Origin of the sequence: Taibaiella helva (genome assembly GCF_003545695.1) — a bacterium.
Lineage (GTDB): Bacteria > Bacteroidota > Bacteroidia > Chitinophagales > Chitinophagaceae > Taibaiella > Taibaiella helva.
This window is the reverse complement of sequence record NZ_QUZZ01000003.1, coordinates 461,660-474,123: the sequence shown is the minus strand read 5'-3', so window position 1 is coordinate 474,123 and position 12,464 is coordinate 461,660. Positions and strand designations below refer to the sequence as shown.

Annotated in this window: 10 protein-coding genes and 1 pseudogene; 3 read left to right on the top strand and 8 right to left on the bottom strand. The window is 52.9% G+C overall.

The annotated features are described in order from the left end of the window. Positions 1–2 precede the first annotated feature (2 nt). The 6 genes and pseudogenes from DZC79_RS07315 to DZC79_RS07290 all read right to left on the bottom strand — a co-directional run bounded on the left by DZC79_RS07315 (position 3) and on the right by DZC79_RS07290 (position 7,134). Positions 3–1,004 carry an NAD-dependent epimerase/dehydratase family protein gene (locus DZC79_RS07315; protein ID WP_118950896.1) on the bottom strand — a complete coding sequence of 334 codons (1,002 nt, stop codon included), beginning with the start codon at positions 1,002–1,004 and terminating at the stop codon, positions 3–5. 56 nt (positions 1,005–1,060) lie between these two features. After that, positions 1,061–2,191, bottom strand: coding sequence for a hypothetical protein (locus tag DZC79_RS07310; RefSeq protein WP_118950895.1), 1,131 nt, complete (start codon positions 2,189–2,191; stop codon positions 1,061–1,063). A 140-nt stretch (positions 2,192–2,331) separates the two neighbouring features. Continuing rightward, positions 2,332–3,537, bottom strand: a complete 1,206-nt coding sequence (gene spt, locus DZC79_RS07305) for a serine palmitoyltransferase (RefSeq protein ID WP_118950894.1) — start codon at positions 3,535–3,537, stop codon at positions 2,332–2,334. A 276-nt stretch (positions 3,538–3,813) separates the two neighbouring features. After that, positions 3,814–4,191, bottom strand: a pseudogene (locus DZC79_RS07300) (peptide chain release factor-like protein); the annotation flags it as partial. 135 nt (positions 4,192–4,326) lie between these two features. After that, positions 4,327–6,129 (bottom strand): translational GTPase TypA, encoded by a 1,803-nt coding sequence (typA, locus tag DZC79_RS07295; protein ID WP_118950892.1) that lies wholly within the window; start codon positions 6,127–6,129, stop codon positions 4,327–4,329. 180 nt (positions 6,130–6,309) lie between these two features. Beyond that, a complete protein-coding gene (locus tag DZC79_RS07290) occupies positions 6,310–7,134 on the bottom strand; it encodes an AraC family transcriptional regulator (protein WP_198666811.1) in 825 nt (274 codons plus the stop codon). A gap of 95 nt (positions 7,135–7,229) precedes the next feature. Here DZC79_RS07290 and DZC79_RS07285 point away from each other — a divergent pair, with 95 nt between their 5' ends. Beyond that, positions 7,230–8,195: a polysaccharide deacetylase family protein gene (locus DZC79_RS07285; protein WP_118950890.1), complete on the top strand. Its 966-nt coding sequence runs from the start codon at positions 7,230–7,232 to the stop codon at positions 8,193–8,195. A 69-nt stretch (positions 8,196–8,264) separates the two neighbouring features. On the opposite strand, the gene DZC79_RS07280 is transcribed toward DZC79_RS07285, so the two are convergent. Together DZC79_RS07280 and DZC79_RS07275 are read right to left on the bottom strand one after the other, a co-directional pair. Beyond that, entirely contained in the window at positions 8,265–8,621 is a 357-nt protein-coding gene (locus DZC79_RS07280; RefSeq protein WP_118950889.1) for a nuclear transport factor 2 family protein, read from the bottom strand. Between the two features lie 31 nt (positions 8,622–8,652). Then, positions 8,653–8,883: a DUF4287 domain-containing protein gene (locus DZC79_RS07275; RefSeq protein WP_118950888.1), complete on the bottom strand. Its 231-nt coding sequence runs from the start codon at positions 8,881–8,883 to the stop codon at positions 8,653–8,655. Between the two features lie 164 nt (positions 8,884–9,047). Between DZC79_RS07275 and DZC79_RS07270 the strand changes: the two genes are divergently transcribed. Together DZC79_RS07270 and recG are read left to right on the top strand one after the other, a co-directional pair. Continuing rightward, positions 9,048–10,016, top strand: a complete 969-nt coding sequence (locus DZC79_RS07270; RefSeq protein ID WP_118950887.1) for a KpsF/GutQ family sugar-phosphate isomerase — start codon at positions 9,048–9,050, stop codon at positions 10,014–10,016. A gap of 310 nt (positions 10,017–10,326) precedes the next feature. Continuing rightward, entirely contained in the window at positions 10,327–12,426 is a 2,100-nt protein-coding gene (gene recG, locus DZC79_RS07265) for an ATP-dependent DNA helicase RecG (RefSeq protein WP_118950886.1), read from the top strand. The last annotated feature ends 38 nt before the right edge of the window (positions 12,427–12,464 follow it).

The following is a 12,464-nucleotide window of genomic DNA, read 5'->3' as shown; positions in this document are numbered from 1 at the left end:
CTTTACAACCACTTCTGCTCCCGGTACCAGGCCAGGCTTTTCGCCATTCCTTCTTCCAGGAAATGACGCGGTTCATAATCCAGTTCCGTCCTCGCTTTTTCGATGCCCACGTTCCAGTTGGGCGCAGTGATCTCACCCACTCTTTCGGGGTACAGCAAAGGCAGCTTAGCGCTGTTACGATATATCCGCTCCAGAAGGACAGCCAAAGCCCTGACCACCCCTACCGGTATATAAAAGCGGAAAGTCTTCCTTCCCAATATCTTTTTGATGATCTGCGCTACTTCCTCCCGGGCATAGACCTTGCCGTCGCTGATATTGCAGGCAACACCAGCCGTCGTATTCTTCAGCAACACGTCGAGGCAAAGGTTTACCAGGTCTGCCACATAAACAAAGCTCAGCCATTGGCTCTGCCGCCCGATATAAGGCTCCCAGCCCTTCGACAGGCTGCGCAGCATTACAAACAGGTCTTTTTCCCCGGGGCCATATACCACTGTAGGCCGCAGCGTCACCAGAGGCAGGGCTTCCAGCCCGGACAGGTACTGCTCGGCCAGCAGCTTGCTGCGACCGTAAGCCGTGATCGGCTCAGCTGTTTTCGCTTCCGTGATGGGTGTTGGGCTATCGTAGGTCACGGGCCCCATCACGGCGAGGCTGCTCAGGAACACGAACTTCTTTAAAGGAATATTTGCCTGTAAGGCAGCCTGGGCCAGGTTCCGGGTCAACCCGGCATTGACCTGGTTGAAAGCCTCCTGGTTTTTGGCGCGGATAGCGCCGGCCATATGGATGATGTAATCGAACCGCCCGGCAGCCAGCACTTGCTGCAAGGAGGCTATATCGTAAAAATCGGGATAGACATATTGTACCGGGAAATCCTTTAGCTGATCGAGCCGGCTGCTTTTGCGCACCGCTGCTACGACCTCGAAGCCCCGCGCTACTGCCTCGGCTACCAGGTGATAGCCGATGAAGCCGGAAGCCCCGGTAAGAAAGATTTTACCCTGCGTCGCCACTCGTTTTCGTTTGGTTTTCTTTTCTCATTAACCTCCGGCAGCGCCGGAAGCTATCATCAGGACAATTGTTTTTCAAAAATCCGGTAGGTTTTATACCGCACACCATGCATATGCTCTATCGCTTTATTCATCAGATCATTATGCTCCAGCATCCAGGAAGCTTCAGCCATTTTGAAGCCCTTCTCCCTGCCCTTTTTCATAATGGTGGCATAGAAGCAGGCTTCAATCCCCATTTTGCGGTAAGGTTCCAGCACGCCCAATGCCAGTATCCGCAAGGCGTTGATCTTTTTGCGGCCAAACAGGAATTTGAACACACCGGCAGGAAACAGCCGGCCTCTTTTGATCTTTTTCAGTACCTGGTTGATATCGGGCAGGCATAAGGCGATACCCACCACTTCGCCGTTGTGCTCGGCGGCCAGGCAAAAGTCGGTATCGGCGATCATTTTCATATCCTTGCCCATAAAGTCAAACTCCTCTTTGGTCATGGGTACGAAGCCCATATTCTTATCCCACGCTGCATTGTACACTTTGCCGAACTGCTCCAGCTCTCTTTTGAAATTATGCTTGAGGTCGAAAGGGCGTACCACAATTCCCTTTGAGGCAAGGCGCTCGGTAAGCGCTTCCTGAAGACGTATTGGTTTATCGCCCAAATCGTTATCGTACAAAGCATAGGCCACAAGATCCACCTGCTTGGTCAGGCCGTAGCGCTCCAGCAAGGTTTTATAGTAAAGCGGATTGTAGGGCATCAGGATCATGGGCGAACTGTCGAAGCCATCGACCAGCAGGCCGCAGGGCTCGTTGGTAGAGGGGTTCACCGGTCCGATCATCGTGGACAGGCCCTGATCGCGCAGCCAGCCTTCCGCAGTCTGCAGCAGGGCATTAGCCACTTCCTGGTCGTCGATGCAATCGAAGAAGCCGAAAAAACCGTCGTTACCTTTATTAAAGGTGTTGTGGTTGCCGTTGAAGATCGCCGCCACACGGCCGGCAAGCTTCCCGTCCTTATGCGCCAGGAACAGCTGCATGCGGCCGTGCTTGAAAAAAGGATGCTTGTCGGGGTTCAGCAGGTCGCGCTGGGCCATGAAAAGCTCCGGTACGTAATAGGGATCGTCGCGGTGCAGATCGTGCGGAAAATCGATAAAGGTCCTCAGGTCTTTTCCTTTGGAGGGGATGGCAGCTACTTTGATCATTGCATGGTATGATTAAGTGCGTAAATCAATGGGTGGTTAATGGTCATTGGTGCAGGCGCTAAGGCCCTAAAAAAACAGAACGCCGATCATTGATCCGTTCAGCGTTCTGTTTTTATTATCGTTCATTTGCAGGGGGCAAATTATACTCTTTCTTTTACAGTGGCAATGTTCAGCTCTTTGGCCAGCTTGGTCAGCTTACCCAGGGCTTCTTCGATCTGGGCGAAGGTATGGGTGGCCATCAGCGAGAAGCGGATCAGGGTGCTGTCGGGCGGCACGGCGGGCGATACTACGGGGTTGACAAATACACCCTGCTCCTGCAGACCGCAGGTCAGGTTAAAGGTTTTAATGTTGTCCCGTACGTAGATCGGGATAATGGGGGTTTCCGTAGGGCCGAGGTCGAAGCCTTCATCAAGCAGCAGCTTGGTCGCATAGCGGGTATTGGCCCACAGCTGCTCGATGCGTTCGGGTTCGGATTCAATAATATCCAGAGCTGCCAGTACGCTGGCGGCGGAAGCCGGTGTCATGCTCGCGCTGAAGATGAGGGAGCGGGCATGATGCTTCAGGAATTCGATCACGGCTTTATCTGCTGCCAGGAAGCCGCCGAGAGAAGCCAGGGATTTGCTGAAGGTACCGGAAATGATGTCTACTCTGTCGGTCAGGCCGAAGTGGGAAGCGGTACCTGCGCCTTTTTCGCCGATCACACCGAAGCTGTGGGCATCGTCCAGCATAATACTGGCGCCGAACTCATCGGCGATGTCGACCATTTCGGGCAGCTTGACAATATCGCCTTCCATGCTGAAAATCCCATCCACCACGATCAGCTTTACTGCGTCTTCAGGAAGCTGGCTCAGCTTCTTGCGCAGATCGGCCATATCGTTGTGAGCATATTTAATGACTTTGGAGAAGGAAAGGCGGCTGCCGTCGATAATGGAAGCGTGATCGTATTCGTCAAGGATCAGGTAGTCGTTACGGCCGGTAAGGCAAGACAGGGCGCCCAGGTTAACCTGGAAGCCCGTGCTGAATATTACGGCAGCCTCTTTGCCTACATAGGCGGCCAGACGGCGCTCCAGTTCTTCGTGTATGTCGAGTGTTCCGTTGAGAAAGCGGGAACCAGCGCAGCCAGTACCATATTTGCGGGTAGCTTCTATTGCTGCTTCTGTGATTTTGGGGTGATTGGTCAAACCCAGATAAGAGTTGGAGCCGAACATTAACACCCTTTTCCCGTTAATATAAACTTCTGTGTCCTGTCCTGAGGATATTGGTCTGAAATAAGGGTAGATACCTTGTTCACGGGCTTGCGCCGGTGCGGTATACTTTGCTGCTTTCTGTTGTAACCGTTTCTGCATGTAAGGCCAATTGAAGGTGCTAAATTAATATAAATTTAATTTAGTGCTCCCTTTTTGTTTTGGGGATATAAGGCCGGCGTTCCTTCCTCATTTCCGCGCAAAGCACGACGCCGGGTTCCCAAAGCTAATTAAAAAATTAAGTACAAAAATAAATTAAACACTTGTTTAAAGGCAAAAAAGCGCATTAATAATTTACTAAGGAGAAGTTAATGAAATAAATTTAATACTAAAAAGCCCCGTTTCTTTCCTATACTTTTTGCCTTCTTTTCTTCAAAATTACCAATCTTTTCTCCTGTGTAACTTCTTCTCTGACAACCGCTTCTTCATATTCAACCGTTTTTCTACCACAGCTTTTGAGGGCTTCGACGCCAACCGCTTCCTGGGCTTCAGGACGCTCTGATTGACAAGGAGCAACATTTTTTCCACAGCCTTTTTCTTATTGCCCAATTGGGTGCGCGCCTCGCTTGATCTGACCTGCAGCCAACCTTCGCTGCTGATTCTGCCGGCCAGCTTTTCGCGGATCATCGCCTGTTGTTCCGCATTAAAGAAACCTGTGTTACTGATGTCCCAGAGCGCCTCGGCCAGCGTCTCTACCTTGTTCACGTTCTGACCGCCTTTTCCGCCGCTGCGGGCCGTGCGGAATGTTATTTCCTTCGAAAAATCGATCATGACCCTCTCTATTAATAAGGCAAAAGCCACCAGACCCCGGCAGCTTTTGCGTTGTTTTGTTCTCTTTTATAGTGGGAGCAGAACGATTGGCTACTACCTTAATAGTTTATTATCAATCTATTAAGCCTTCATCGTCTTGGCGTACTTGTTCCGCTCGTTTTCATCCAGCAAGATCTTACGCAGCCTGATGCTTTGCGGCGTACACTCGATGCATTCGTCCTGCTGGATGTACTCCATACATTCTTCCAGCGACATCTGGATCTTGGGGGCAATGCTGGTAGCTGCATCGCTGCCGCTGGCCCGCATATTGGTCAGCTTCTTCCCTTCTACCACATTAACGTTCAGATCGCCTGGTTTGATATGTTCCGCCACGATCTGGCCGGTATAGACTTCCTCACCCGGATCGATGAAGAAGGAACCGCGATCCTGCAGCTTGTCGATAGAGTAGCCGGTAGCGCTGCCGCCCTGCTTGGCGATCAGCACACCGTTGTTACGGCCGGGGATTACACCCTTCCAGGGCTTGTAAGCGGCAAAGTTGTGCGCCATTACAGCCTCTCCGGCAGTAGCGGTCAGCATCTGCGAACGCAGACCGATCAGGCCGCGGGAAGGCATATCGAATTCCAGGTGCTGCATTTCTCCTTTGGACTCCATGATCAGCAGCTCTCCTTTGCGGATGGTAACCAGGTTGATCACCTTGCTGGCAAATTCTTCGGGCACATCCACCACCAGGGTTTCAAAGGGCTCGCATTTCTGGCCATCGATCTCCTTGGTAATTACCTGGGGCTGACCTACTGTAAGCTCGTAGCCTTCGCGGCGCATAGTCTCCACCAATACGGACAAGTGCAGGATACCACGGCCATAGACCAGGAATTTATCAGCATCATCGGTATCTTTTACACGCAGCGCCAGGTTCTTTTCAAGCTCTTTGGTCAGGCGGTCGCGCAGATTACGGCTGGTAACGAATTTACCTTCGCGGCCGAAGAAAGGCGAGTTGTTAATGCTGAACTGCATGTTCATCGTCGGCTCGTCGATATGGATCACAGGCAGCGGCTCGGGGTTTTCGAAATCGGCAATGGTCTCACCGATCTGGAAATCGTCGATACCCACGACGGCGCAGATATCACCGGCTGCTACTTCAGATACCTTCTTTTTGCCCATACCCTCAAAGGTGTACAGTTCTTTCACTTTATTGCGCACCATGCTGCCGTCCAGCTTGCACAGCTGTATATTTTGTCCTTCTTTGATCGTTCCGCGGGCAACACGGCCTACGGCGATACGGCCCAGGAAGGAAGAATAATCCAGGGAGGTGATCTGCATCTGCAGGTTACCTTCAGACACTACCGGCTCGGGCACTTTTTCCAGCACGGCATCCAGCACAGCATTGATATTGTCTGTAGGCGTGAGGGAAGTATTGTACCAGCCTTGTTTAGCCGAGCCGTACAGCGTGGGGAAGTCGAGCTGCTCTTCGGTAGCATCGAGCTGGAAGAACAGGTCAAATACCTTATCGTGCACTTCATCGGGACGGCAATTGGGCTTGTCCACCTTATTGATCACCACGATCGGACGCAGGCCCAGACCCAGCGCCTTTTGCAGTACGAAACGGGTTTGCGGCATAGGGCCTTCGAAAGCGTCGACCAGCAGCAGCACACCATCCGCCATCTTGAGCACGCGTTCTACCTCGCCACCGAAGTCGGCGTGGCCAGGAGTATCGATCACATTGATCTTTACACCTTTGTAAGTCACAGAAATGTTCTTGCTCAGGATAGTAATGCCCCGTTCTCGCTCCAGGTCATTGTTGTCCATGATCAGCTCGCCGGTTTCCTGGTTGTCGCGGAATACCTGCGTAGCGTGGATGATCTTATCCACCAATGATGTTTTGCCGTGGTCAACGTGAGCGATGATGGCAATGTTACGAATGTTCATATGTGCAAAATAAAACAGAGAAAAGGTTTTACCGGCGATACCGGGTGTTAAGATGTCTTTACCATTTCCCCCAGATAGTTTCTAAAAAGTGCGCAAAGGTAAGGAAAATATGACAAAAAACCACAGGATACGGAGACCGGCTACGTGGCCTGTGGGCAACACCAGGAACCGCAGAAAGATTCAGCGGGTAAAAGCGCCCGGGTTCATCCCGCGGTATTTACGGAACAGCTTATTGAAATGGCTGGCGTCGTTGAAGCCCAGGCGTTCGGCGATCTCGCTGATGTTGAGCCGGCTTTGCTTCAGCAGCAATTCAGCGGCTTTGATCCGGGTCTGCATAATGTGCTGCTGCAGAGAAAGCCCGGTATGTTTTCTTACATAGATGCCGATATAATTGGGCGACAAATGAAACTGAGCCGCCAGGGCCTCCCGCGTTACTTTTTCCCGGTCGCCTACATGCAGGCGGATATAGCCCAGTATATCGCCGGTCCTGTCTTTTTCCCGGTTGAGCGGCGCAGGGTTATCATTACGTGCGATAAAGATCATCAGCGCACCGAACAGCTCCAGCACCGCTTCCCGGCTGTAAAGGCAGGATTTTCCGAATTCTGCGAGCAACAACCGGGCCAGCAGGAATACAGGACGGCGGTCTTCTGCCCGCCGCACGATACTGCCCGTAGTAGCATAACGCGGCCGCAGCAGCCCCCGCACAGCATCAGCCCACTTTCCTTTCCTGTTCCCGTCCAGCTTTTCAAACAGGATCTGTTCGGTAAATTTCACGAAAAGGAAACGGGTCTTCCGTGCCACAACAAAATAATGCGCGTCGTCGGGCCCCATCAGGAATACGTCGCCTTTGCGGTAGGGTATCTCGATATCATTCAGCAAATGCTTTCCCGAACCGCTTTCGATCAGGATCAGCTCGTAAAAGTTATGCCGGTGACGGGGATATTCCCAGGTATCCCTTTCCAGCACAAACACATTAAGCGCGTAAAAGCTATTAAAGCGTTCCATCCGGCAAAGATCGTTTTTTACAAAAATACCTTTGCTTTTTACCTGGTTTGCTATAGCCTTGTCCGGTACTTTTGCTCCCGTAAAAAGTAAAAAAAATGAGAACATACTACTTCATCCTGGTCCTGCTGCTCGGCACCCTATTTCCGGGCGCTGTGCCGGCACAGCAACGCAATCGCCCGGCAGGCGCCGATAAGCAGGCAAAGACCTATTGGCCGAACGGCGCCCGCCTGGTCATTTCCTTTTCCATGCAATTTGAAACAGGTGGCCAGCCCGAAGGCGCGGAAAGCCCCTTCTCGGGCAATCCCCTGCCCAAAGGGCGCCCTGACCTGCCTGCGGAAAGCTGGTTCCGCTACGGTGCTACGGAGGGTATCTACCGGATGCTGGCATTATGGAAGAAATACGACATCAAAGTGACCTCGCATGTGGTGGGCGTTGCAGCCGCACGTTACCCGGAGGTAGCCCGTGCTATAGCTGCCGGCGGACATGAGATCGCAGGCCATGGCCTGGCCTGGGATAACCAGTGGAACATGAGCTATGAACAGGAGCTGGACTTCGTCAGGAAAGGAACAGATACGGTAGCGGCCATTACCGGTCAGCGTCCGGCCGGTTACAACTGCAACTGGCTCCGCCGCAGTCCCAATACGCTCAAAGTGTTGCAGGACCTGGGTTATATATATCATATCGACGACCTGAGCCACGACGAGCCATTCATTACCAAAGTGCGCGGCAAAAACTTTGTGATCATCCCCTATACCTTGCGCAATAATGACATCGTCAATATCGAAGGCCGGCACTGGAGCCCCGATCAATTCCTGGCGCAGCTGAAGATGGAATTTGACCAGCTCTATGCCGAGGGGGCAACACAGCGCCGTATGATGAGCGTAAGCCTCCACGACAGGATCGGCGGCAGCCCGGCTATGGTACAGGCGGTCGAAGCGTTTATCCGTTATGCCAGGGCTAAACAAGGTGTAATCTTCCTGCGTAAAGTGGATATTGCCCGCATGGTACAGAACGATCCGGCAACTCCGGTCGATAATGCCGAACTTGAGTACAACCAATAACGCTGCAGGAAAGGCGAGGAGCGGGCTAACGATTTAATCACATGTTCCGTCAAGCCCATGCGGATACGGTTACGCTGCCGGTATTTTATTAACCTGGTAGGTGATCAACTTGCTGATCCTGCCTCCGCGCATTTCAAATACGTCGCAGAACAAGGCGTCCAGCACAAAGCCGCTCTTCATCGTGCACTGCACCGCGCCTTCGGCAATTACCACATCGCCTTCTTCTGTCATGCGGAAAATGGCTATCGCCGGGCTGCCGGTAAAGGCGTCGTTCTCGATCTCTTTGTCGAAGGCATCGATCCCTTTGTGATGAAAATAGCCCGGCATATACCATTCGACATCATCAGTAAGGCAGGCGAGAATACGGGCATGGTCCGTTTCGCGGAAGCCCTGCATGTATTCGGCTACAACTTCTTTATTGGTCATGGTTAGTGATTTTTAAAACAAGGTACCCTTATTATTGATCGCCTTCTTTCTTAATGCCTTTAAACAGGGCGAATAACGCCATCGCATGGCCATGCCCCAGCGCATAGTCGTCTTTGAGCCATTGCACGATCTCGCCGGCTTTAACGTCTGCTGCCAGCTTTCCCGCTTTCAGAAAGCCCTTTTGTTCGGCCAGCTGTTTAAAATCAGAAGGACTTTTACCGGTCTTGGCCCGGATATTGTCGAGATAAGCCTGGAAGGACATCGTATATCAGTTTTAAAGGTTCTGGAAACTTGTACAGGCAAAGATACCGGGACCGCACGGGCTCCGGCACGGGTTACACCGACAAATAAGGGGTAAAATCCGTCAATTTTGAAGAAAGACCTGTTTTCAGCAAAGACGGTGAAAAACTCGATACCTTTGCGCCCATGTTACCCAACCCGGAAAAGATACGCGAATACGCTATTCATACGATACAAAGTGAGATCGCTGCTTTGCAGCGCATGAACGAGTTTGTCGACGACAATTTTGTGCAGGCGGTGATGCTGATGCATGAGGCCAAAGGCCGTGTGGTGATCACCGGTATCGGCAAAAGCGCCATCATTGCCCAAAAGATCGTGGCGACCATGAACTCGACCGGCACGCCCGCCTTGTTCATGCATGCCGCCGACGCGATACATGGCGACCTGGGCATGATACAGCCCGACGATGTAGTGGTGGTGATCTCCAAAAGCGGCGAAAGCCCTGAGATCAAAGCGCTGCTACCCTTTGTAAAGAACTTCGGCAACAAAGTGATCGCTATCTGCGGCAATAAGGACGCTTACCTGGCTACTCATGCCGACTATTTCATCAACACGACCATCGATGCGGAGGCTTGTCCCAACAACCTCGCGCCGACCACCAGCACCACGGCCCAGCTGGTCATGGGCGACGCCCTGGCAGTAAGCCTGCTGCAGCTGAAGGGCTTCAGCGATCGCGACTTTGCGCGCTTTCATCCCGGCGGCGCCCTGGGCAAACGGCTTTACCTCACCGTTCAGGAGCTCAGCAGCCGGAATGCCCGTCCTAAAGTTGATGCCGGCGCTTTGCTGCGGGAGATCATTATCGAGATATCGGGCAAATTCCTCGGGGCTACCGCGGTAATGGAAGACGGGCTGCTGATCGGGGTGATCACCGACGGCGATCTTCGCCGCATGCTGGAAAACAATACCGACACTTCGCTGCTTACCGCGAAAGACATTTGCACCCGCAATCCCAAAAGCATCGAGGATAGCGAGCTGGCTGTCCAGGCGCTTGAGCTGATGCGGCAACACGACATTACCCAGCTCATCGTCACCCATGAGGGCGAGTATGCTGGTATGGTGCACCTGCACGACCTGGTACGCGAAGGATTGATCTGAAGACCGGCAGCAAATAGAACGAACATTTCCAGATATTCAACCGGCAAAGGGATACGACCAAACAGGAGGACAATATTTATATATTTTCTTTTCGCAAGGCGATTAAACTTTTGCTCCTGTAACTATTCTAATAGCCAGGTTCGATTATGCAAATTGGTTCAAATGAAGGGCCCGGCAAGCTTTTGCCGGGTTTCTTTTTGACCCTTAGCTTCGGATCGCACCACGGGCTTATTCCAAAAACGCCACCAGCCGGATCACTTTTCTGCCTGCCCCATACTTCTTATTTTTGCGCGAACAGAATTGATCGCCGTTGCCAAACGAAACCGTCTTAGATACACCCGTCGAATTTCTGAAAGGGGTGGGCCCGCTCAGGGGTGAGCTCCTGCGCAAAGAGCTGGATATTCATACCTTCGGCGACCTGTTGCAGCATTTCCCCCTACGCTACCTCGACAGCGCGCAGGTCCAGCATATCGGCGCTTTATCCCCGGAGCAGGATTATGTACAGCTCCAGGGCACTATTGTCAACCTGAGCGAAGAGGGCAAATCTTTCAAAAAAAGGCTCACCGCTACTTTATACGATAAGACCGGCCGGGTAGAGCTGATCTGGTTCCAGGGCATCAGCTATGTCCAGAAGAGCATACAGCCCAATGCCACGTACAGCGTGTTCGGCAAGCTGACCTATTTCAACGGGCTACCAACCATCAGCCATCCGGAAATAGAGCTGTTCCAGCCCAATGCGCAAAAGATCGGCGGTATGCAGCCTGTATATTCCACCACCGAAAAGCTGAAGGCCAAAGGCCTGAGCAACCGTGCTTTTGCCAAAGTGCTGCAGGCCCTGTGGGAACGACTACAGCCCAACGATATCCCCGAGATCCTGCCGGAAGCGCTGCGACAGCATTACAGGCTGGCCCCACGTTTCGAAGCTTACCGGCAGATCCATTTTCCTGCGGGTGAAGACCACCGCAAGGCAGCGGAACGGCGGCTCAAATGGGAGGAACTATTGATTACCCAGCTGCGCATTCAGCGCCTGAAGCTGAACCACCACCAGCAAGCGGGCTTTGTATTCCCCACAGTAGGCGCCTATTTCAACAGCTTCTTCGAAAAACACCTGCCCTTCGCGCTTACGGGTGCGCAGAAAAGAGTGCTGCGGGAGATCAGGCAGGATACTTTTTCCGGCAAGCAAATGAACCGCCTGGTGCAGGGAGACGTCGGCAGCGGCAAAACGATCGTGGCCCTCATGGCCATGCTCCTGGCCCTCGACAACGGCTTCCAGGCCAGCCTGATGGCGCCTACCGAAATACTGGCCCAGCAACACTATCACGGCATTAAAGAGCTGCTGGAGCCACTGCAGATCCCGGTTGCCCTGCTTACCGGATCCGTAAAAGGCAAAGAACGCAAACAAGTGCTGGAAGGCCTGGCCAAGGGATTGATCCCGGTGGTGATCGGTACGCATGCGCTGGTGGAAGATTCGGTAAAGTTCCGCAACCTGGGCCTCGCGGTGATCGACGAGCAGCACCGCTTCGGCGTTACCCAGCGGGCCAAGCTCTGGGCCAAGAATGAGCGTCCGCCGCATGTGCTGGTGATGACGGCCACACCTATACCCCGCACGCTCGCCATGACAGTGTACGGCGACCTGGATGTATCGGTGATCGACGAGCTGCCACCAGGACGTAAGCCTATCGAAACGATCCACCGCAGCGAGAATTTCAGGCCCAAAGTGATGCAGTTCATGAAGCACGAGATCGAAAAGGGCCGCCAGATCTATATTGTGTATCCCTTGATCGAAGAATCGGAAAAGCTGGATTACGAAAGCCTGAAGGCCGGCTACGAACAAGTGCGGGCCTGGTTTCCCGATCCCCAATACCGCGTGGCCATGGTGCACGGCAGGCAAGCCCTGGACGAGCGGGAGCGCAATATGGAGCGCTTTGTCGGCGGCGATGCCCATATATTGGTGGCCACCACGGTGATCGAGGTGGGCGTGAATGTGCCCAATGCCTCGGTAATGGTGATCGAAAGCGCCGAACGCTTCGGCTTGTCCCAGCTGCACCAGCTGCGGGGCCGTGTAGGACGCGGCAGCGAAAAAAGCTATTGCATCCTCCTTACCGGCTACGAACTGAGCAAAGAAAGCCGCCAGCGCATGCACATCATGACACAGACTAACGACGGTTTCCTGATTGCAGAAGAAGACCTGAAGATGCGCGGTCCCGGCGATATCTATGGCACCCGCCAGAGCGGTGCGCTGGATTTCAAGATCGCCGACATCATTCACGATGTCGATATTATGGAAGAAACAAAGATCGCCGCTCAGGAAATCCTGTCGGCCGATCCCTACCTGGAACAGCACCAGCGTCTGAAAACGGATATCCACCGGAGCCGCAACCAACAGATGCAATGGAGCAAGATCAGCTGAAATAGGGATGAAGAAGTCAAAAATATTTTTGACCCGAT